This is a genomic window from Pseudomonas sp. TE24901 (assembly GCF_054058375.1).
In genome coordinates, this window is sequence record NZ_JBSSAF010000020.1 from 22,456 (window position 1) to 41,276 (window position 18,821).

An 18,821-nucleotide genomic window follows, 5' to 3' on the forward strand; every position below is an offset into this window, starting at 1 on the left:
TACCGAGATCCCATGTGGGAGCGGGCTTGCTCGCGAATGCAGTCTGTCAGTTGATAGAACTGGTGACTGACACACCGCTTTCGCGAGCAAGCCCGCTCCCACATTTAGCTCCGGCTTACACCCTGAGCCTTGCACAACCCATCTCTTTTACGCGAGGTTTTGCCATGCAAACGCTAAGGCGCGTCTGGGAGCACCTGGAGGAAGGTTTTATCGCTTTCCTGCTGGCCGCCATGACTCTGGTGACGTTCGTCTACGTCATGCTCAACAACATCTACACGCTGTTCTTTGCCCTGGCTGACAAGTGGGCGTTCAGCAGCGGCTTCTTCAACGCCCTGGGCGACGGCACCATGACCTGGGCCCAGGACATGACCTGGAGCGTGGCACTGACCAAGGCCATGTTCGGCTGGCTGATTTTCTTTGGCATTTCCTACGGCGTGCGCACCGCTGGCCACCTGGGGGTGGACGCGCTGGTCAAGCTGACCAAGCGCCCGGTGCAGCGCATCCTCGGCATGCTCGCCTGCCTGTGCTGCCTGGCCTATGCCGGGCTGTTCATGCTCGCCAGTTACAAGTGGGTGAGCGCCGTGATGACCGCCCACATCGGCGCCGAAGACCTCGACCAATACGGCATCGACGTCGGCGACATCGTGGTGATCGTGCCCATCGGTTTTGCCATGGTGTTCATCCGCTACCTGGAAATTTTCTACCGCATCTTCACCCACCGTCAGGTCGGGTTGGGGCTGGCCGATGAAGCCGGTGAGGCCAGCAAGTTGGCCGGCAGCCATGAGGAGCGTCACTGATGGCCGTGCTCTGTCTGTTTCTGCTGTTGTTCGTGTTCATGTTCCTCGGCGTGCCGATCGCGATTTCCCTCGGCTTGTCCGGCGCGGTGTCGATCTTGATGTTCAGCCAGGACTCGGTGAGTTCCCTGGCGATCAAGCTGTTTGAAACCTCTGACGCCTACACCTTCCTGGCGATTCCGTTCTTCCTGCTGTCCGGTGCGTTCATGACCACTGGCGGCGTGGCGCAGCGGCTGATCGACTTTGCCAACGCCTGCGTCGGGCATATTCGCGGCGGCCTGGCGATTGCCGCGGTGCTGGCGTGCATGCTGTTTGCGGCGCTGTCCGGTTCGTCACCGGCGACGGTAGCGGCGGTGGGCTCGATTGCCGTGGCGGGCATGGTGCGTTCCGGTTACCCGAAGGAGTTCGGCGCGGGGATCATCTGTAACGCCGGTACTTTAGGCATCCTGATTCCGCCGTCGATTGTGATGGTGGTGTATTCGGCGGCCACCGAGACCTCGGTGGGCAAGCTGTTCATGGCGGGTGTCATCCCGGGGCTGTTGCTGGGCTTGATGCTGATGGTGGCGATCTACATCGTCGCGCGCATCAAGAAATTGCCGGCCCAGCCACGGGCGACCTTCCGCGAGTGGCTGACCTGCGCACGACGGGCGTTCTGGGGCTTGCTGCTGCTGGTGATTATCCTCGGCGGTATCTACAGCGGCATGTTCACCCCGACCGAAGCAGCGGCGGTGGCGGCGGTGTACTCGGCGTTCGTGGCCTTGTTCATCTACAAGGACATGAAGTTCCGTGACTGTCCCAAGGTGCTGTTGGAGTCCGGGCGCCTGGCGATCATGCTGATGTTCATCATCGCCAATGCCATGCTGTTTGCCCACGTACTGACCACCGAGCAGATCCCTCAGGAAATCACCGCGTGGGTGATCTCCGAAGGGCTGACGCCGATCGGCTTCCTGATCATGGTCAACGTGGTGCTGCTGGTGGCGGGCAGCTTCATGGAACCGTCCGCCATCGTGCTGATCCTGGCACCGATCTTCTTCCCGATTGCCATGAAGCTGGGCATTGACCCGATTCACCTGGGCATCGTGATGGTGGTGAACATGGAGATTGGCCTGGTACACCCACCGGTGGGGTTGAACCTGTTCGTGACATCCGCCGTGACCGGGCTGAGCCTGGGGCAGACCATCCGTGCGGCGCTGCCGTGGCTGATGATTTTGCTGGTGTTCCTGATCATGGTCACCTACCTGCCGTTCATCTCGCTGGCGTTGCCGCACTGGCTCGGCATGTAACTCGCGCCCCAAACAATGTGGGAGCCGGGCAAGCCCGGCTCCCACATTTAGTTGTTGTTCGACGTTAGTGGTCGAGCGCGCTCAAGATCGCATGGGCCAACTTCACCCGCTCCGCATTCGGGTAGTTCTTGTTCGCCAGGATCACCACACCTATATCCTTGCTCGGCACAAACGCCACGTACGCACCAAAGCCTGAGGTGGAACCGGTTTTGTTGTACAGCACGTTGGCGGGTTGCACCTGCGGTGTCGCGAGCCAATTGGCCTTGTGCGGCTCCATGGCCATCGGCGTGGAGTTGCCATCGATCAATGCCTGCAGCGTGATCGGATAGGCGTAGTACTCCCAGCCGAGACCCTGGGTCATGTCGTTGACGGTGTAGTAACCGGTATGCGTGGTGGCGATGGCTTGTTGCAGAGGTTTTGCCAGCGTCTCAGTGTGCATGTTGACCATCACGTAGCGCGCCATGTCTTGGGTGCTGGTCTTGATGCCATAGGCTTCACTGTCCAGCGCACCGGGCCCGACACGTACAGGTTTGTGCTGCTTGTCGTAGCCCTGGGCATACTGGCCGGCCTTTTCGGCGGGGACGCTGACATGGGTGTTCTTCAGGCCCAGCTTCGGCAACAGGGTGCGTTCCATGGCCACGTTGAATGGCTGATGAAGGCTTTGCGCGGCAAGGTAGCCGAACAAGCCGATGCTCGGGTTGGAGTACAGCCGCTGGACGCCGGGTGCGTAAGTGGGTTTCCAGTGCTGGAAGTAGCCGAGCATGGCGCCCGCATTGTCGGCGGCATCCGGAAACTGCAGTGGCAGGCCCCCGGGCGTGTAGGTGGCCAGTTGCAGCAGGCTGATACGGTCAAATGCGCTGCCATAGAGGGTGGGCAGGTACTGGCTGGCGTTGTCGGTCAATTTGAGTTTGCCCGTGGCCTGGGCATAGCCGCCGAGGGTGGCGGTAAAGGTTTTGCTGACGGAACCGATTTCAAACAGGGTGTTCTCGGTGACAGGCTGTTGGGTGCTTTTAGAGGCCACGCCGTAGTTAAAGTATTGCGCCTGCCCATTTTTCACCACCGCCACCGACAGGCCGGCAATGCCTTGTTGCTGCATCAGCGGTTCAACGCGGCTGTCGACGACCTGGCGCAGGCCCGTGTCCGCCATGCAGCTGCCGCTTGCGAGCAATAACGCCGAAATCATTAAGGCGTGTACGTTACGATTCATGCTGATTCGCTTCCCTATAAAAACGCAATGAGAGGATGGCCTGCGCAGGCGCCGCAAATCTAGGTAGATTTCAGCCGTGGGGCAAACGATGATATCTCGCACCAGCCATTAGATAAATTTGGGTCAGACATGCTGCGTTCCCATCTTCCCCTCAACGCCCTGCGTGCCTTTGAGGCTTCCGCCCGGCATTTGAGCTTCACCCGGGCCGCCATCGAGTTGTGCGTCACCCAGGCCGCGGTCAGCCATCAGGTCAAGAGCTTGGAGGCCCAGTTGAACGTCACCCTGTTCAAGCGCCTGCCCCGAGGCTTGATGCTGACCAGCGAAGGCGAAACCTTGCTGCCGGTGGTGCGCGAGTCCTTCGACCGCATTGCCCAGACCCTCAGCCAGTTCGAAGGCGGCCACTACCGCGAAGTGCTCACCGTGGGGGCGGTCGGCACCTTTACCGTGGGCTGGCTGCTGCCGCGCCTGGCGGATTTCCAGGCGCGCTACCCCTTTATCGACCTGCGCCTGTCCACCCACAACAACCGCGTCGACGTCGCCGCCGAAGGGCTCGACTACGCCATCCGTTTCGGCGCCGGTGCCTGGCACGGCACAGACGCCTGCCAACTGCTCGAAGCCCCGCTGACCGTGCTGTGCGTCCCTCAATTGGCCGAGCAGCTGCACACGCCCGCCGACCTGTTGAAGCATACGCTGCTGCGCTCCTACCGTGCCGATGAGTGGACCCAATGGTTCCACGCCGCCGGCTTGCCCGCCGACACGCCTGTGCCGCGCAGCATCATGTTCGACTCCTCCCTGGCGATGATGGAAGCCGCGCTGCAAGGCATCGGCGTGGCCCTGGCCCCGGCGATGATGTTTTCGCGGCAGTTGGAAAACGATGCGATCCGCCAGCCGTTCGACGTGGGCATCACCACCGGCAGTTACTGGCTGACGCGTTTGCAGTCACGGGCAGAGACGCCGGCGATGTCGGCCTTCAAGGGCTGGCTGACGGAAGTCATCGGGCAGGCATGAAATTTTATTCGTGAAACAAAATGAAACATTTGTGCCGGGCTAACCTCTACCGTACCCCGACCTGAGTGCATTCATGAAAAGTCCGCGTCCCTCCGCCCGCATCCCTCACCTCACTCAACTGCGTAACCTGAAAATGGCGCGTTCCGCCCACGCCTACGTGCGTGGCAGCACCGTGCAGTTCTACGAGTGGCTGCACAGCCAGCGCGGCCGGCGCTTGCCCCATGGCCCGGCGATCTGGATCTGCGGCGATTGCCACGCGGGCAACCTGGGGCCGACCGGGGACACCAAGGGTCGTATCGACATGCATATCCGTGACCTTGACCAGACCGTGATCGGTAACCCGGCCCATGACCTGGTGCGCCTGGCGCTCTCATTGGCCACGGCGGCGCGTGGCTCGGACCTGCCCGGCGTGACCACCGCACGCATGCTTGAAGAAATGATGGTGGGTTACGAACAGGCTTTCAAAGACAAGCCTGATGAAGTGCCACCGCGCCCGTCCCAGGTCAAGGCGGGTATGCGCAGTGCGGTAGAGCGCACCTGGAAAAACCTGGCGCGTGAACGCATCGAAAATGCCCGGCCGACGATTCCGTTGGGCAAGCATTTCTGGTCGTTGTCGCGGGCAGAAAAAAGCGCGCTGGCCAGCGTCTGCGCTTCGGACGAGATCCACCAGTTGGTCACCTCTCTCAAGGGCCGCCCCAAGGACGCCAAGGTCGAACTGCTGGACTCGGCCTATTGGGTCAAGGGCTGCAGCTCCCTGGGCCTGTTGCGGTATGCCGTGCTGTTGGGCGTGGGCGACAAGGACGATCAAGAATACTGCCTGATCGACATCAAGGAAGCCGTCGGCGCCGCTGCGCCCCGTGCCCCGCGCGCGAAGATGCCACGGGACAATGGCCGTCGCGTGGTGGAGGGCGCCTGCCAGCTGTCCCCCGGACTTGGCGAGCGCATGGTAGCCACGCGGTTCCTGGACCACGGTTTTTTCATCCGCGAACTGCTGCCCCAGGACATGAAGTTGGAGCTCGATGAGCTGAGTGAAATCGATGCCATGCACGCGGCCGGTTACCTGGCGCGTGTGGTGGGGATTGCCCATGCCCGGCAGATGGACCGCGACACACGCAAGGACTGGATGGCAGTGCTGCAGGAAAACCGCTCCAAACAGCTGGATGCGCCGTCGTGGTTATGGACCAGCGTGGTGCAGTTGGTGGGCAGCCATGAGCAGGGGTATCTCAACCATTGCCGGCGGTATGCCCTGGAACACTAATCTTGAGGACAACGACGTTCAAATGTGGGAGCGGGCTTGCTCGCGAATGCGGTTCGTCAGTCACTGAAGATGCAGCTGATCCACCGCATTCGCGAGCAAGCCCGCTCCCACATGTTTGATTGCAACTAGGCCAGGTATTTGCGAAACCAGCCCAAAGTGCGTTCCCACGCCAGGTTTGCCGCCGCTTCGTCATAACGCGGCGTCGAGTCGTTATGGAAACCGTGGTTGGCCCCCTTGTAGATAAACGCCTCGTACGTGGTGCCTGCCGCCTTCAAGGCCTTTTCATAGGCCGGCCAACCTTCATTGATCCGTGTATCCAACTCGCCGTAGTGCAGCATGATCGGCGCTTTGATGCGTGGCGCGTCCTTGGCCGCTGGCTGGCGCCCGTAGAACGACACCGCGGCGCCCAGTTCCGGGTAGGCCACCGCCGCCGCATTGGTCACGCCGCCGCCATAGCAAAAGCCGGTGATGCCGACTTTGCCGGTGCTGCTGTCGTGGTGCATCAGCCATTCGATGGCGGCGAAAAAGTCGTTCATCAGCTTTTCGGGGTCGACTTTCTGTTGCAGTTCCACGCCTTTTTCATCGTTGCCAGGGTAGCTGCCCACCGAGGTCAGCCCATCCGGCGCCAGGGCGATGAACCCGGCCTTGGCCAGGCGCCGCGCCACGTCTTCGATATAGGGATTCAGGCCACGGTTTTCATGCACCACCACCACGGCCGGCAGCTTGCCGCTGGCCTTGGCCGGGCGCACCAGGTAGCCGCGCACCGTGCCGTTGCCCTTGGGCGAGGGGTAGGTGATGTAGTCGGCGACGATGTCCGGGTCGGTGAACTTCACCTGTTCGGCCAGGGCGTAGTTGGGGCTCAGGGCGGCGAGCAGGGCCGAGGCGGTGAGGCCGCCAAAGGTGAACAGCGCAGCGCGGTCGAGAAATTCACGGCGGTTGATCTTGCCGTGGGCGTAGCCGTCGTAGAGTTCCAGCAATTCGGGGGCAAAGTCTTTCGCGGTAAGACGAGTCATCGGTGCAATCCTCGATTAGCGGTGGCCGTCAATGTAGACCAGGTTCAACCCTCGCGGCCATGGGCAGCGGCGGCCAACTGCGCGGTGTCGACGCGCACGAACACCGAATCGCCAATGGCCGTCAGCACGTCACCGGCGTACACCTCGCAGACCACGCGGCTCTTGCGCCCCACATCGCCTTCGACGCGGGCGCGCAAGGTCAGCGTAATGCCCATGGGTGTCGGCTTGATGAATTTGATGCCGAGGTTGCCGGTCACGCAGTCGATGCGCGGCGCACTGCCGGGCTCGCGCCCTTCGGCGCGATAGTGGTAGGCCATCGCGGTCCAGTTGGAATGGCAGTCCACCAGCATGGCGATCAGGCCGCCGTAGACCAGGTCGGGCCAGCCGGTGAATTGAGCGTCGGGCAGATGCTCGGCGATCACGTGAACGCCGTCGGCATCCCAACGGCTCTTGATGTGCAGGCCGTGCGGGTTGCTGCCGCCGCAGCCGTAGCAGATGCCTTCGGGTGCGGTGGTGTCCTGCAGGGAAGGGGCGTGCATGAGAGGTCCTTATCTTTCTGGGGCGACTACTCTGTTTAGCAGGACACGCGCCGGATGGGAATAAATCCATGACATGGGGTGTTAGCTCAGCACGTGTGTCCTTTTCTCTTGTGGAGTGCTCCCTGATGCGTCGAATGGCCCCAGTCGTCCTGCTGGCTCTTGTCTTCGGCTGGTTGTCCAGTGCCCAGGCCGTGGAGTACCAGGACGTCAACCGCACCGCCAGCCAGATCAGCTTCACCTTCCAGCAGTTTGGCCAGCGGGTGTACGGCACCTTCAGCCAGTTCGAAGGCACGTTGACGTTTGACACGCAAAAGCCCGAGGCGGGGCATGCCTTGCTCAAGATCCAGCTGGCCAGCATCGACGCCGGCAGCCCCGATGCCAATGACGAGTTGCAACGCGCCTCATGGTTCGACACCGCGACCTATCCGGTGGGGGTCTACGAGTCCACCGGCGTCAAGGCCTTGGGCGACAACCGCTTCAAGATCAGCGGCAACCTGACGATCAAGGGCATCACCCAGCCGGTGGATATCGATGTGCTGCTCAAGGAGCAGAGCGGCATCGGCGTGTTCGACGGTGAGTTTGTGCTCAAGCGCGGCGACTTCAAGATCGGCGAGGGTGAATGGGCGGGGAACAGCGTGGTGTCCGACGCCATCAACATCAAGTTCAAGATGGTTGCGCCTCAGCGCTAGCGCGCAAACTTCTTGGCCCCGGCCACGCAGCCGATCACCGCAACGGTCACCAGCACCATGCCCAGGCTGACCTGCTCATGCAGCAGGCCGGCGGCCAGCGCCAGGCCAAAGAAGGGTTGCAGCAACTGCAACTGGCCAACGGCGGCAATGCCACCCTGGGCCAGGCCGCGGTACCAGAACACAAAGCCGATCAGCATGCTGAACAGCGACACGTAGCCCAGGCTGAGCCAGGCGGGCAGGCTGATGCCGGTGAGGCTGTGCGGCGCCAGCACCAGGCTGAACGGCACCACTATCGGCAGCGACACCACCAGTGCCCAGCAGATCACCTGCCAGCCACCCAGGCTGCGCGACAGCTTGGCGCCTTCGGCGTAACCCAGGCCGCACACCAGCACGGCCAGCAGCATCAACAGGTCGCCGGCCGGTGCCGCGCTCAGGCCCTGGGCCAAGGCGTAGCCCATCACCAACAGGCTGCCGAGGACTGAAAACAGCCAGAACACCGGGCGCGGGCGTTCGCCACCGCGCAGCACGCCGAACACGGCGGTGGCCAACGGCAGCAGGCCGATAAACACGATGGAGTGCGCCGAGGTCACGTATTGCAGCGCCAAGGCGGTGAGCAGTGGAAAACCGATCACCACGCCCAGGGCTACCACTGCCAGGGGTACCCACTGGTGGCGTGCGGGGCGTTTTTCCTTGAAGGCCTTCAACAGCAGCAGTCCCAGCACAGCGGCGAGTGTGGCGCGGATCATGGTCAGGAACACCGGGTCGAACTCCATCACCGCCAGGCGCGTGGCCGGCAATGAGCCGCTGAAAATCACCACGCCGATAAAGCCGTTGATCCAACCCTGGGTGCGGGTGTCCAGGGTGCTGAGTCGTGAAGTACGTTCCATGGGGAGAGGCCCGAAAAAAGAAAGGTTGCGTGGCGCTCATCCTAGGATTGAAGATAAAGACAATCAAAGAATTGTCATGGATACATCGCCCATGCCTCGCGCTCGCTACAAGTCCTTGGTCGACGCCTTTGCCCAGAGCATTCGCTCCGGCGAAATGCCCCCCGGCACGCGCTTGCCCACCCATCGCCAATTGGCTGCCGACCACGGCCTGGCGCTGGTCACCGCGAGCCGGGTGTACACGGAATTGGAAGCCATGGGCCTGGTCAGCGGTGAAACCGGGCGCGGCACTTTCGTGCGCGAAATCGCCTTGCCGCCAGGGCAGGGCAGTGGGCAGATGACCTTGGCCACCGGCATGCTTGACCTCAACTTCAACTACCCCTCGCTGCCAGGCCAGGCGGATCTGCTGCGCAGCGCCTTGCGCCAATTGGCGTTGTCCGGCGACCTGGAAGCGCTGTTGCGATACCAGCCCCACGCCGGCCGCTTGCATGAGCGCGCAGCGGTGGCGCGTCATCTGGTGAGTCGGGGGTTGGTGGTGGAGGCCGAGCAGGTGCTGGTGGTCAGTGGCGCCCAGCATGGCTTGGCAGTCACGATGATGACGTTGCTCAAGCCTGGGGACGTAATCGCGGTCGATGCCTTGACGTATTCGGGGTTCAAGGTGCTGGCCGAAACCTTGCACCTGGAAATCGTCGCCGTCGCGGTGACGCCCCACGGCCCGGACCTGGACCATCTGCACAGCCTGTGTCGCAAGCGCCCGGTGCGGGCGATCTACAGCATTCCCACCCTGCATAACCCGCTGGGCTGGGTGATGAGCCTGGAACAGCGCGAGCGGTTGGCGGCAATTGCTCGTGAACATAACGTGACGATCATCGAAGACGCGGCTTACGCCTTCCTGGCGGAGGATGCGCCGCCGCCGATGGCGACGCTGGCACCTGAGCGCACGGTCTATATCGGTGGGTTTTCCAAAAGCGTTGCCACCGGTTTGCGGGTCGGTTTTATCGCCGCGCCTTCAGCCTTGGTGAAGGGCCTGGAACGCACCATCATGGCCACCACCTGGAACGTGCCGGGGGTGATGAGTGCGATTGCCGTAGGCTGGATCGAAGACGGCACCGTCGCGCAGTTGGAAGCCCAAAAGCGCCAGGACGCTCAGGCTCGGCAAGCGCTGGCGGCGCAGGTGTTGAAGGGGGTGGATTACATCAGCCATCCGTCGTCGTACTTTTTATGGCTGCCGCTGGCGGAAGACATGCGTGCCGATCAGATCACCATGGCGCTACAACGGGAAAACATTTCGGTGTCCACTGCCGAGCCGTTTGCGGTGTCGGCGACGGTGCCTCATGCGCTGCGCTTGGCATTGGGGTCGGTCACGATGCCGGCGCTGCGCGAGGCACTGCTGGCGGTGCGCAAGGTCGTGGTGTGGTGAGCCGACGGGCGCGGCTCACCCACAGGCCTCAGTACTTGTAAGCCTGACGGCCGATCAGCAGCCATTTGCCTTTCTGTTTCTGCCAGACCTGGAAGTTGTCGATGTCAGTCGGCACTTCGACGCCGCTGTTCACCGCCAGGGCGTGGAAGTGATTGCGCACCAGGGCGGTGTCGCCATCCAGGGTGATGGTCTGGTTCTGCATCTCAAGGGTCTTGAATGCGCTGGTGTGGGTTTCCAGGTCGGCGATGAATTGCGCCTTGTTCTGCACCTTGCCGCTGGAGTGGCCATAGGTGAGTTTGTCGGAGGTCAGCGCGTGCAGTTGCTTGAGGTCCAGGTGCAGCATGGCTTGGGTCAGTTGGTCGACCGCTTGGGCCACATCCTTTTCGGCAGGGGCAGGCGCTGCTGCGACGTAGCCGGTGAACAGGCACAGAAAACCGATCAGCACTTTGACATTTTGCATGGGTGTTTCCTTATTGTTGTGGGGGGGCGACACGACGGCTTAAGTCGTCGTACAACCATGCAATATTTACCGGCGATAAGGAAAGTGAAATTTTGAAATATCTCGAAAATATTCAGCGATAAGCTGTTCTAAGCGAAGTTTGATCTTGTACGACGTCCCAACACATTGAGTTTTTCAGACGTGCAGTGTGTGCGGCTTCCTGCGCCAGTAGCACATCGCTATGCTATGGCCGAAATAACAAACCACCTCCGAGGGACAGAATGGATTTTGACTGGCACAGCGGTTCCATCACCCGCGCCACCCCCGTGACCCCGCGCTATAAAAACACCCAGAATGTTCGCCGCTTCATGCTCGAACACTGCGGCCCCGGGTTCAAATTCGACCGGCCATTCATGGCCTGGATTCGCAACGGCCAGCCCAAGACACTGGGCGATGTGGTGCAAGAATGGCAACGACGAAACCCGGAGATACGCCCATGACACGCGACGAAAAATACCAGGCCGCCCAGCAACGTATCGGCTATTTGCTGGAGGCGTTCAAGGTCGGTGGCAACTACACGCCGTTGGTGCGCGACGGCAACCACCTGTACATCAGCGGCCAGATCCCCCGCGTCGGCGACACGATTGTGCTGCCGGGCAAGGTCGGCGAAAGCCTGACTCTGGCCCAGGCCCAGGTGGCTGCCGGTATCAGCGCGTTGCGCTGCCTGGGGCTGCTCAAGCAGGCGCTGGGTTCGCTCGACCGGGTCAAGGCGATTCCGCGCATCGGCGTGTATGTGCGCAGTGCCGAGGACTTCGACCAGCAAAGCGAAGTGGCCAATGGCGCCTCGGACCTGCTGCATGAAATCCTTGGCGAGGCCGGGGTGCATACGCGTACCTCGGTCGGTGTGTTCCAGTTGCCGAAATCGGCCGCCGTCGAAATCGAAATGCTCGCCATCGCCCACGCCTGACCCCAAGGATTGATAACCGATGATCACCGAAGGAATGGTGGTGCTGGTGCGGTACGCGGCTCATCTGGCCCCGGGGCTTGCGCTGTTTGGCCTGTGGTTCGCGCTCACGCCCAGGGCGCTGACCGCGATGCGCATCCTGATTGTGCTGGCGGCGTTTGTGCTGATGCGCGACGCGATGACACCTTTGGGCATGTGGCGGCTGGGCAGCGAGGTGCAGATCGCGTTCACCGCCAATGCGTTTGTGTTGGCGGCGCTGGGTGGTTTGTCGGTGCTGTTGATCCTGCTGCTGTCACGTGTGGCGCCGGAGCTGTGGCGGCTGATTCGCTGGTCCATTGGCAACCCGGTTGCCGGTCTGGCGGTCGGGTTGGCGGTGGGTGGCTTGATTGGCGTGCCGTTGCGGATTTACCAGGGGATCGACGCTGCCGATTTCCACGGTTACTGGGTGTGGTTGCCGGGCATGGTGGTGTTGGCCTATGGCGCCAATGCATTGGAAGAAGTGCTGTTTCGTGGGTGCCTGCAGGGCTATCTGGAACAACAGGTCTCACCCCTGCGGGCGGCGTTGATCAGTGGTGTGGCCTTTGCGGCCTGCCATGCATTCCTGGCGTTGAGCGTGACCCAGTTGGGCTGGCCGATATTGGCCTTCACCCTGATCGAAGGCCTGGCCTGCGCACTGGTACGCCTGCGCTACGGCGTGCTACCCGCCACCGTGGCCCATGGCACGGCAATCCTGCTGATCGCCGTGCCGTACATGGCTTGAGGTGAAACCCGACCCAACTGTAGGCGCTGGCTTGCCAGCGATGGCGGTGAATCAGACAGACCGCAATCGCCGGCAAGCCGGCTCCTACAGGGACCGTGTTAGTCCGTGGTCAGCGCCGGGGTGCGGGGTGGGATCTGGCGTTTGCTGCCGGTGGCTTCATAGGCGGCCGCGAGGCGCAGCAAGGTGGAGTCGTCATAGGCACGCCCCGCAAACGTCAGGCCTACCGGCATGCCAATGTCCGCCATCACGCCCATCGGCACGGTCACAGTCGGCACGCCCAGGTGGCGAATGGCGAGGTTGCCGTTGGCCACCCAGATGCCGTTGCTCCAGGCGATGTCGGCGGAGGCTTCGTTGACGTCGGCGTCGGCCGGGCCCACGTCGGCCACGGTGGGGAACAACACGGCGTCCAGCCCCAGGGTGTCCATCCAGTCTTCCAGGTCCAGGCGGCGGGTTTGTTCCAGGCCGCGCAAACCGTCCGGCACGGAGCTGATTTCATTCCAGGGGGTGATGCCGCGCTGGGCCATGCGTACGTATTCGTCCATGCCCGCGGCCAGGTCGTCTTCACGGTTGGGTAGGGTGCCCGGGTCGTGGGGGAAGATCTTCGGCCCGTCCACATCCGCCAGGCGGTTCAAGGTCGGGTCGCCGTTGGCCCGCAGGAAATCATCGAACGCCCAGGCCGACAGTTCCCACAGCTCATCGTGCAGGAACTCCTTGGACACCAGGCCACGGGTGAACACCGTCGGCGCGCCGGGGCGGTCGCCTTCGCAGTTGGACACCAGCGGGAAATCCACCTCGATCACTTCGGCACCGGCCGCTTCCAGTGCCTGGCGTGCGCCTTGCCACAACGCGATCACCGATGCGCGGGTGTTGATCTTTTGCCCGGTCGGCCCGCCGATACCCGGCTTTTCGCTGGTGCCGGCTTCGGGGTCGGCATTGATGTACATGCGCGGCACGCCGAAACGCTTGCCGGCCAGGGCGGCGCTGCCAACGGCCAGTTCGGCGTAGGACGCCGGGCGTACCGAGGCCACGCTCGGGATCGGTACCCAGGGTTGCAGGCGCCACAGGTCGCCACGGGTGTCGGGGTCTTCGGCGACCACCACGTCGAGCACTTCCAGCAGGTCGGCCATGGTGCGAGCGTAGGGCACCACCACGTCCATGGTCGGCGTCAGTGGCCAGTTGCCGCGTACCGAAATCACCCCACGGGACGGGGTGTAGGCGCACAGGCCATTGTTGGAGGCCGGGCCGCGACCGCTGGACCAGGTTTCTTCAGCCAGGCCGAACGCCGCAAAGCTGGCGGCGGTGGCGGTGCCGGCGCCATTCGAGGAACCGGAGGCAAATGGTGCGGTGAGGTAATCGGCGTTGTACGGGCTTTCGGCGCGGCCATAGACGCCACGCTGCATGCCGCCATTGGCCATCGGCGGCATGTTGGTCTTGCCCAGGCAGATGGCGCCACCGGCGCGCAGGCGTTCAATGGTGAAGGCGTCACGATGGGCGGTGAGCTTGGCAAATGCTGGGCTGCCCGAAGCGGCCGTGAGGCCCTTGACCAGGTAGCTGTCCTTGGCGGTATACGGGATACCATCCAATGGCCCGAGGGTTTCGCCCTTGGCCCGGCGCGCGTCGGAAGCCTGGGCCTCTTCCAGGGCCTTGGGGTTGCGCACCACCACGGCGTTCAGTGCGGTCGCGGTCTGCGGGCCATCGTAGGCATCGATCCGCGCCAGGTACGCCTGGACCAGTTCAACGGCAGTGGTCTGGCCGGTTTCCAGCGCAGTGCGCAATTGGGCAATGGAGACTTCGGTAACTTGCATCACGTTTTTTTCGCCGCCTTCAAGTGGGAGGTATGGCGGCAGTCTACGTACAGATATTTCACAAAACCAGCGCCGCATGGTCGGCATACGCCGCACGCATGACCTGCCAGGTGTGCTCGTTGGCGGGAATCAGGTGTTCGATTCGCAGCGAGGTCAGCGTGATGTCCTGGGGCATGCCGAAGGTGGTAAAGGTCGACAGGAAGTTCAGCTCGCCCTGGGTTGAGAGGATGCGCGTCAGCACCAACGGCGGCATTTGTGCGGGCAGCTCGGTGCTGTCGGGCACGGGCAAGGTTGCCAGCAAGGCAGCCAGTTCGGGGTTGCCCAGTGCTTCGCGGGTTGCCCGTTGCCAGGCGAGGGTGCGGACCTCTTCGGCATTGATCAGGTGGTCGCCCAGGCCGCCCGTTTGCAGCAGGGTGGTGAGCAGGTTCAAGCCATCGGCCGCGTCTGGCTGCAGGCCGACCAGCGCGAACAGCACGCCAGCGCTGGCATTTGCCGCCAGCACTTCCCAGTGGTTGCCCAGCAAAATCGCCGGAGCGGGGTTGTTGGCATGCAGCACGTGGTGGACCGCTTCGCGCACTGCCGCCATGGCGGGCGAGGCGAGCGGGGTGGCGGCGTAGCGCGGGGCGTAGCCGGCGGCGAGAAACACCCGATTGGCTTGTTCCAGCGGCGCATCCAGAGCCGTCAACACCCGGTGCAGCGTGCCAGGGCTTGGCGTGGCACGGCCGGTTTCGATGCAACTGAGGTGGCGCTGGGAAACACCGGTGATCAGGGCCAGGTCCAGCTGGCTCAATTTGGCGTCGCGGCGCAACTGGCGCAGCAGTTCGCCGGCAGGCGTGGGCGTGTCCATGAGGGTTTCATGACCTCCGAGGTCATTGCGAGGGTCGCCACCTTATCACTAGGGTGGGCCTCGATCACTTCAAGGACGACACCATGCGCAGACCTTATCTCGCCCTCGCTGCATTGCTCGGCTTTTCGATGTACACCCTGGCCACGATGCTGACGGCGCAGCAATCGTTGTGGGCGTTCGGGCTGGAACTGATGTCACGGCCCGACACCGCGCAGGTGGTTATCGACCTTTACCTGATGGCGGTGCTGGCCTGTGTGTGGATGTACCGGGATGCCCGCCGGCGTGGGCGTTCGGTGGCGTCGTTGGTGCCGTACGTTGTGCTGACGGCGGTGTTCGTCTCGGTGGGGCCGCTGCTGTATCTGGTGATGAATGGAGGCCGGGATGAATGACCTGCTGAAGGTGTATGCGCTGTGTGTGCTGGTGCTGTGCCTGAAGATGTTTGTGATTTCCTGCTACCAGGGGTTCTTCCGGCTACGGGGCTTGGCGTTTACTCATCGGGAAGATGCGGCGTTTTTCAAGCGTGCGGCCCAGCCAGAAGAATTGCCGCAGGTCGCCCGGGCGGCGAGGGCTTGGGCGAATGATCTGGAGAATATCCCGCTGTTTTTTGTGTTGGGTGGGTTATGTGTGGTGTTGAACGTCCCAGACGTTGCCGGTGCCGGGTTGTTCAGCGGTTTCACCCTGGCGCGGTTACTGCACACGTTGGCGTTCCTGGCGGGATGGCAACCCTGGCGCACGCTGGCCTACATGGCCGGCGTGGCGTGCCTGTTCGGCCTGGGCACCCTGGTGACGGCTGGGGTGTTGTAGTGAGCGGGCTTGCCCCGCGCCGGCACCCCCGAGATCCCGATTTGCCCGCTTAATGGCGGTGGCCGGGTTGACGCGGGCGCGGGGCAAGCCCGCTCACTACAGGACGCGATTATGGGTTGAGGAAGGCTTGGTAGTTGTCCTTGGTGATCTGCTGGTAAGGGATGGTCAGTTCAGCGGTGTAGGGTTGTTTTTTCACCATCTTTATCGCCAGGTCGATGGCGCCCACGGCCTGGCCCTTGTTGTCCTGGTACGCCGTCACCAGCAACTGGCCTTTTTTCACGGCATCCAACCCGGCGGCGCCGCCGTCGCTGCCGGCGACCAGAATGTCCTTGCCCGGTTGCATGCCCGCCTGGCTGATCGCCATGGCGGCGCCAATCGCCATTTCATCGGCGTTGGCGGCCACCGCATCGATCTTGGTGCCCGAGACGATCCAGTTGTTCATCAGGTCGATCGCCTTGCTGCGCTGCCATTCGGCGCTTTGTTCCTCGACGATCTTGATGCCCGGATATTCCTTGAGCACGTTCTTCACGCCCTGGGTGCGGTTGTGGGTGGCGTTGTTGGACAGCAGGCCGAGCATGATCGCGAGGTTGCCCTTGCCGCCCATTTTTTCCGCCAGGTAGCGCATCTGGATCTCACCGGCCTTGATCTCGTCGGAGCCGACATACCCCACGCCCGCCGGCACCTCCTTGAACTCAGGGCGACGGTTGACGTACACCAGTGGCGTCTTGGCCTGCTGGGCATTGACGGTCATCTTCTGCGTGGCGGCGGTGTCCACGGCGTTGACGATAATCGCGTCCATGCCTTGGGCGGTGAAGTTTTGCACCTGGTTGAGCTGGCGCACCACATCGCCCTGGGCGTCTTCGAATTGCAGGGTCACGCCGGGCAGTTCCTTGGCGTGGGCGGCCATGTAGTCACGCATCTGCGCGAGGAACACATCGTCGACCTGGGCGATGCTCACGCCGATCCGGATATCCGCCAGCGCCCACGGGGTGATCGCCAGGGTAAAGAGTGCCGCAAGGAGTTGCTTCTTCATGGAGGTGCTCCGTTATTTTTTGTTGTTGTTCAAACAGAGTGATTCACGCCTGGCGTTTGGCGCGCAGCTGCTCCACGGCAGCGGCGAAGTGCGCCAGTGACCAGCGTTCGTTGAGAGCCTGCACCATCAGTTGCTGCCCGGTTTGCGGTGCCAACCCGTGCAGGGGTGGGTCGGTGTCGAGGTTGGTGGGGAAGGAATAGCCGTCGGCGGTGCAGGCGATCACGGCCTTTACGGCGCTGGCATCCAGCGCGGTGTTTGCCAGCAGCACCGGGTACACCGCCAGCATCATGCGGTCGCGGTCGAGGGCTTCCATGGGTTTGCCGAACGCCGAGGAAATCTGCAGCAGGTTGGCCATGCGCTGGCGGTCGGGTGTGCGGTTAGTGCCGGCCGCGTGAAACAGCGCCGGGTTGAAGAACAGCAGGTCGCCCTTGTTCAGCGGCAGTTGCACGGCGTGTTGCTGGAAGTAGTCGATGAATTCCGCACGGCGCCACGCCAGGTAGCCCAGGGCGTACTGTTGGGAAAATGGCAGCAACTGGGTAGGGCCGGTTTCCAGCGGCATGTCCGAATGGGCCACCGCGCCTTGCAACGTCAGGTACTGGGACAGCACGTGCAGGGGCAGGGGGAAGCGCTCCACCACGTCGGTGGTCTGGAAGCCCAGGTGATAATCGCGATGGGGCTGCTGCGCCTGGCCGCCGGGGTGCACCACGTTGACCTGCGCGGTGACCTGAAAGCTCGGGCCCAGCCATGCCTCGGCGATCAGTCCCAGCAACGGGTTGGCGTAGTACTCGACAAACGATTCAGGCGATTGCAACGCGGCCTTTTGCAGGGAATTCCAGATACGCCCGTTGCTGCCAGCCTTGGCGAAGTGGTCGGCGGCCACACCTTGTGCGGCTTCGTTGGCAAAGATCGCCTCGAACACCTGGCTATGGCGGTCGACCACCTCAAGGTCTTCGTAGGCGCCGCGTACCACCATCACGCCCGGGCCATCGCGGAACAGGCGGTGCAGTTCATTCATCACGCTCAGGCGGTCGGTGTGACGCAGGGTGTGCGCCTGATAGATCGGCACATTGCTCAGCACCTCAGCGCACAGCGGGTAATGCTCCTTGACGGCGCGTTGCGCGCAGAGGCGGCTGAAGTCCGCCAGTTGCACGGCGTCGCCCGTGACAAACGCCGACATCACACACCTCCCGACAGGCTCAGGGCCTGGTGCGGTTGCGGGGTGCTGCTGTCGGTGCAACCGACCACGCCTTGCTCCAGGTCGATCACCGCGCCGGTCATCATGCCCGACTCCCGGGACAGCAAAAACGCCACGCTTTGCGCCACTTCCTCGGGCTTGAGCAGGCGGCCGAAGGGCTGTGCGCTTTCGGCCTTTTCCAGCCAGCCGTCCTCGGCACCGTGGTACTGGCGCTGTATCTCATCCTCGTGGGGCGTGTCCATCCAGCCGATGTTCAGGCCGTTGACCCGGATACGGTTGCGCAGGGCACTGAACGCGACGTTCTTGGTCAGGATCGCCAGCGCGCCCTTGGACGCCGCATACGCGCTCAAGAACGACTGGCCACCATGGCCGGTGACACTCTGGATATTCACCACGGCGCCTTCCACGCCGGTGCTGATCATCAGCTTCAACGCTTCCTGCATCAGGAAAAACGGCGCGCGCACGTTCACCGCAAACAGGCGCTCTAACAGTTCGGGCGAAGTGTCGAGGATGGTGCCGCGGTCGGACATGCCGGCGCAGTTCACCAGGCCATGCAGGGTGCCGAAGTGGGTGCGTGCGGCCTTGATGATCGCGCGGCAGTCCTCGACGTTTTCCAGGTCGGCCTCGACAAAAAACGCCTGGCAATCGAGCTGCGCCAGTTGCCGCACCTGCTCTTCACCCTGGGCGCGGCGGCGACCGCACAGGATCAGCCCGGCGGCGCCGCGCTGTGCCAGGGTATGGGCCACCGCAGCGCCGAGGCCCTGGGTGCTGCCGGTGACGACAAAGTATTGGCCGCTGAACGAGGTGGCGAGATCGGTGTGGGGCATGGGGTTCTCCTGAAATTTTTGTTGTTGTGCATCGCCCGGCTCGACGGCGGGC

General features: G+C 62.9%; 21 protein-coding genes. 11 read left to right on the forward strand and 10 right to left on the reverse strand.

The features are described 5' to 3' along the window. Positions 1 to 164 precede the first annotated feature (164 nt). Entirely contained in the window at positions 165 to 797 is a 633-nt protein-coding gene (locus tag ACVWVP_RS28500) for a TRAP transporter small permease (RefSeq protein ID WP_259171608.1), read from the forward strand. Next, positions 797 to 2,077 carry a C4-dicarboxylate TRAP transporter large permease protein DctM gene (gene dctM / locus ACVWVP_RS28505; protein ID WP_178924767.1) on the forward strand — a complete coding sequence of 427 codons (1,281 nt, stop codon included), beginning with the start codon at positions 797 to 799 and terminating at the stop codon, positions 2,075 to 2,077. The genes ACVWVP_RS28500 and dctM overlap by 1 nt, the downstream gene beginning before the upstream one ends. 64 nt (positions 2,078 to 2,141) lie before the next feature. On the opposite strand, the gene ampC is transcribed toward dctM, so the two are convergent. Continuing rightward, positions 2,142 to 3,284 (reverse strand): class C beta-lactamase, encoded by a 1,143-nt coding sequence (gene ampC / locus ACVWVP_RS28510; RefSeq protein WP_457409343.1) that lies wholly within the window; start codon positions 3,282 to 3,284, stop codon positions 2,142 to 2,144. A 129-nt stretch (positions 3,285 to 3,413) separates the two neighbouring features. Between ampC and ACVWVP_RS28515 the strand changes: the two genes are divergently transcribed. Both ACVWVP_RS28515 and ACVWVP_RS28520 read left to right on the forward strand, forming a co-directional pair. Further along, positions 3,414 to 4,292, forward strand: a complete 879-nt coding sequence (locus tag ACVWVP_RS28515) for a LysR family transcriptional regulator (RefSeq protein WP_178924771.1) — start codon at positions 3,414 to 3,416, stop codon at positions 4,290 to 4,292. 73 nt (positions 4,293 to 4,365) lie between these two features. Then, complete coding sequence (locus ACVWVP_RS28520) at positions 4,366 to 5,550, forward strand: DUF2252 family protein (RefSeq protein WP_457409345.1); 1,185 nt, start codon at positions 4,366 to 4,368, stop codon at positions 5,548 to 5,550. Positions 5,551 to 5,675: 125 nt separating this feature from the next. On the opposite strand, the gene yghX is transcribed toward ACVWVP_RS28520, so the two are convergent. Together yghX and ACVWVP_RS28530 are read right to left on the reverse strand one after the other, a co-directional pair. Then, on the reverse strand, positions 5,676 to 6,563 hold the full coding sequence (gene yghX, locus ACVWVP_RS28525; protein ID WP_457409346.1) for a YghX family hydrolase: 888 nt from the start codon (positions 6,561 to 6,563) through the stop codon (positions 5,676 to 5,678). A 44-nt stretch (positions 6,564 to 6,607) separates the two neighbouring features. Continuing rightward, on the reverse strand, positions 6,608 to 7,102 hold the full coding sequence (locus ACVWVP_RS28530; protein ID WP_259171605.1) for a PaaI family thioesterase: 495 nt from the start codon (positions 7,100 to 7,102) through the stop codon (positions 6,608 to 6,610). A gap of 134 nt (positions 7,103 to 7,236) precedes the next feature. On the opposite strand from ACVWVP_RS28530, the gene ACVWVP_RS28535 reads away from it, so the two are divergent. Further along, positions 7,237 to 7,791: a YceI family protein gene (locus ACVWVP_RS28535; protein WP_178924779.1), complete on the forward strand. Its 555-nt coding sequence runs from the start codon at positions 7,237 to 7,239 to the stop codon at positions 7,789 to 7,791. Here ACVWVP_RS28535 and ACVWVP_RS28540 read toward each other — a convergent pair. Beyond that, on the reverse strand, positions 7,788 to 8,678 hold the full coding sequence (locus ACVWVP_RS28540) for a DMT family transporter (protein ID WP_259171604.1): 891 nt from the start codon (positions 8,676 to 8,678) through the stop codon (positions 7,788 to 7,790). The genes ACVWVP_RS28535 and ACVWVP_RS28540 overlap by 4 nt on opposite strands. Before the next feature lie 91 nt (positions 8,679 to 8,769). Here ACVWVP_RS28540 and ACVWVP_RS28545 point away from each other — a divergent pair, with 91 nt between their 5' ends. Continuing rightward, entirely contained in the window at positions 8,770 to 10,095 is a 1,326-nt protein-coding gene (locus ACVWVP_RS28545; RefSeq protein WP_457409349.1) for an aminotransferase-like domain-containing protein, read from the forward strand. 28 nt (positions 10,096 to 10,123) lie between these two features. On the opposite strand, the gene ACVWVP_RS28550 is transcribed toward ACVWVP_RS28545, so the two are convergent. Next, entirely contained in the window at positions 10,124 to 10,555 is a 432-nt protein-coding gene (locus ACVWVP_RS28550; RefSeq protein ID WP_176995833.1) for a nuclear transport factor 2 family protein, read from the reverse strand. Positions 10,556 to 10,815: 260 nt separating this feature from the next. On the opposite strand from ACVWVP_RS28550, the gene ACVWVP_RS28555 reads away from it, so the two are divergent. The 3 genes from ACVWVP_RS28555 to ACVWVP_RS28565 are packed head-to-tail and all read left to right on the forward strand — an operon-like array spanning position 10,816 to position 12,258. After that, complete coding sequence (locus ACVWVP_RS28555; RefSeq protein ID WP_178924785.1) at positions 10,816 to 11,034, forward strand: DUF6434 domain-containing protein; 219 nt, start codon at positions 10,816 to 10,818, stop codon at positions 11,032 to 11,034. After that, positions 11,031 to 11,501 (forward strand): RidA family protein, encoded by a 471-nt coding sequence (locus ACVWVP_RS28560; RefSeq protein WP_457409352.1) that lies wholly within the window; start codon positions 11,031 to 11,033, stop codon positions 11,499 to 11,501. Before ACVWVP_RS28555 ends, ACVWVP_RS28560 begins: the two co-directional genes overlap by 4 nt. A 19-nt stretch (positions 11,502 to 11,520) precedes the next feature. Continuing rightward, positions 11,521 to 12,258: a CPBP family intramembrane glutamic endopeptidase gene (locus ACVWVP_RS28565; protein ID WP_457409354.1), complete on the forward strand. Its 738-nt coding sequence runs from the start codon at positions 11,521 to 11,523 to the stop codon at positions 12,256 to 12,258. A gap of 98 nt (positions 12,259 to 12,356) precedes the next feature. Here the strand turns inward: ACVWVP_RS28565 and ACVWVP_RS28570 are convergent, their stop codons facing one another. Beyond that, positions 12,357 to 14,066: an amidase gene (locus tag ACVWVP_RS28570; RefSeq protein WP_457409356.1), complete on the reverse strand. Its 1,710-nt coding sequence runs from the start codon at positions 14,064 to 14,066 to the stop codon at positions 12,357 to 12,359. Positions 14,067 to 14,121: 55 nt separating this feature from the next. After that, positions 14,122 to 14,910 carry an MmyB family transcriptional regulator gene (locus tag ACVWVP_RS28575; RefSeq protein ID WP_457409358.1) on the reverse strand — a complete coding sequence of 263 codons (789 nt, stop codon included), beginning with the start codon at positions 14,908 to 14,910 and terminating at the stop codon, positions 14,122 to 14,124. 83 nt (positions 14,911 to 14,993) lie between these two features. Between ACVWVP_RS28575 and ACVWVP_RS28580 the strand changes: the two genes are divergently transcribed. Together ACVWVP_RS28580 and ACVWVP_RS28585 are read left to right on the forward strand one after the other, a co-directional pair. After that, positions 14,994 to 15,299, forward strand: a complete 306-nt coding sequence (locus ACVWVP_RS28580) for a DUF2834 domain-containing protein (RefSeq protein WP_259171599.1) — start codon at positions 14,994 to 14,996, stop codon at positions 15,297 to 15,299. Beyond that, positions 15,292 to 15,714 carry an MAPEG family protein gene (locus ACVWVP_RS28585; protein WP_457409360.1) on the forward strand — a complete coding sequence of 141 codons (423 nt, stop codon included), beginning with the start codon at positions 15,292 to 15,294 and terminating at the stop codon, positions 15,712 to 15,714. The genes ACVWVP_RS28580 and ACVWVP_RS28585 overlap by 8 nt, the downstream gene beginning before the upstream one ends. A 109-nt stretch (positions 15,715 to 15,823) precedes the next feature. On the opposite strand, the gene ACVWVP_RS28590 is transcribed toward ACVWVP_RS28585, so the two are convergent. From ACVWVP_RS28590 to ACVWVP_RS28600, 3 genes are read right to left on the reverse strand one after another with little or no spacing between them, the layout of a single operon-like run. After that, positions 15,824 to 16,747 (reverse strand): sugar ABC transporter substrate-binding protein, encoded by a 924-nt coding sequence (locus ACVWVP_RS28590; protein WP_259171597.1) that lies wholly within the window; start codon positions 16,745 to 16,747, stop codon positions 15,824 to 15,826. 43 nt (positions 16,748 to 16,790) lie between these two features. Beyond that, on the reverse strand, positions 16,791 to 17,924 hold the full coding sequence (locus ACVWVP_RS28595) for a phytanoyl-CoA dioxygenase family protein (RefSeq protein WP_457409362.1): 1,134 nt from the start codon (positions 17,922 to 17,924) through the stop codon (positions 16,791 to 16,793). After that, positions 17,924 to 18,769 carry an SDR family oxidoreductase gene (locus tag ACVWVP_RS28600; protein WP_457409364.1) on the reverse strand — a complete coding sequence of 282 codons (846 nt, stop codon included), beginning with the start codon at positions 18,767 to 18,769 and terminating at the stop codon, positions 17,924 to 17,926. The genes ACVWVP_RS28595 and ACVWVP_RS28600 overlap by 1 nt, the downstream gene beginning before the upstream one ends. Positions 18,770 to 18,821: the final 52 nt, after the last annotated feature.

Bases quoted from the DNA above. Each gene is read 5' to 3' on its own strand.
- ACVWVP_RS28540 (WP_259171604.1), bottom strand. From the start codon at position 8,678: ATGGAACGTACTTCACGACTCAGCACCCTGGACACCCGCACCCAGGGT.
- ACVWVP_RS28565 (WP_457409354.1), top strand. From the start codon at position 11,521: ATGATCACCGAAGGAATGGTGGTGCTGGTGCGGTACGCGGCTCATCTG.
- ACVWVP_RS28515 (WP_178924771.1), top strand. From the start codon at position 3,414: ATGCTGCGTTCCCATCTTCCCCTCAACGCCCTGCGTGCCTTTGAGGCT.
- ACVWVP_RS28600 (WP_457409364.1), bottom strand. From the start codon at position 18,769: ATGCCCCACACCGATCTCGCCACCTCGTTCAGCGGCCAATACTTTGTC.
- ACVWVP_RS28580 (WP_259171599.1), top strand. From the start codon at position 14,994: ATGCGCAGACCTTATCTCGCCCTCGCTGCATTGCTCGGCTTTTCGATG.
- ACVWVP_RS28590 (WP_259171597.1), bottom strand. From the start codon at position 16,747: ATGAAGAAGCAACTCCTTGCGGCACTCTTTACCCTGGCGATCACCCCG.
- ACVWVP_RS28535 (WP_178924779.1), top strand. From the start codon at position 7,237: ATGGCCCCAGTCGTCCTGCTGGCTCTTGTCTTCGGCTGGTTGTCCAGT.
- ACVWVP_RS28560 (WP_457409352.1), top strand. From the start codon at position 11,031: ATGACACGCGACGAAAAATACCAGGCCGCCCAGCAACGTATCGGCTAT.
- ampC (WP_457409343.1), bottom strand. From the start codon at position 3,284: ATGAATCGTAACGTACACGCCTTAATGATTTCGGCGTTATTGCTCGCA.
- ACVWVP_RS28530 (WP_259171605.1), bottom strand. From the start codon at position 7,102: ATGCACGCCCCTTCCCTGCAGGACACCACCGCACCCGAAGGCATCTGC.
- ACVWVP_RS28575 (WP_457409358.1), bottom strand. From the start codon at position 14,910: ATGGACACGCCCACGCCTGCCGGCGAACTGCTGCGCCAGTTGCGCCGC.
- ACVWVP_RS28545 (WP_457409349.1), top strand. From the start codon at position 8,770: ATGCCTCGCGCTCGCTACAAGTCCTTGGTCGACGCCTTTGCCCAGAGC.
- yghX (WP_457409346.1), bottom strand. From the start codon at position 6,563: ATGACTCGTCTTACCGCGAAAGACTTTGCCCCCGAATTGCTGGAACTC.
- ACVWVP_RS28550 (WP_176995833.1), bottom strand. From the start codon at position 10,555: ATGCAAAATGTCAAAGTGCTGATCGGTTTTCTGTGCCTGTTCACCGGC.
- dctM (WP_178924767.1), top strand. From the start codon at position 797: ATGGCCGTGCTCTGTCTGTTTCTGCTGTTGTTCGTGTTCATGTTCCTC.
- ACVWVP_RS28520 (WP_457409345.1), top strand. From the start codon at position 4,366: ATGAAAAGTCCGCGTCCCTCCGCCCGCATCCCTCACCTCACTCAACTG.
- ACVWVP_RS28585 (WP_457409360.1), top strand. From the start codon at position 15,292: ATGAATGACCTGCTGAAGGTGTATGCGCTGTGTGTGCTGGTGCTGTGC.
- ACVWVP_RS28595 (WP_457409362.1), bottom strand. From the start codon at position 17,924: ATGTCGGCGTTTGTCACGGGCGACGCCGTGCAACTGGCGGACTTCAGC.
- ACVWVP_RS28555 (WP_178924785.1), top strand. From the start codon at position 10,816: ATGGATTTTGACTGGCACAGCGGTTCCATCACCCGCGCCACCCCCGTG.
- ACVWVP_RS28500 (WP_259171608.1), top strand. From the start codon at position 165: ATGCAAACGCTAAGGCGCGTCTGGGAGCACCTGGAGGAAGGTTTTATC.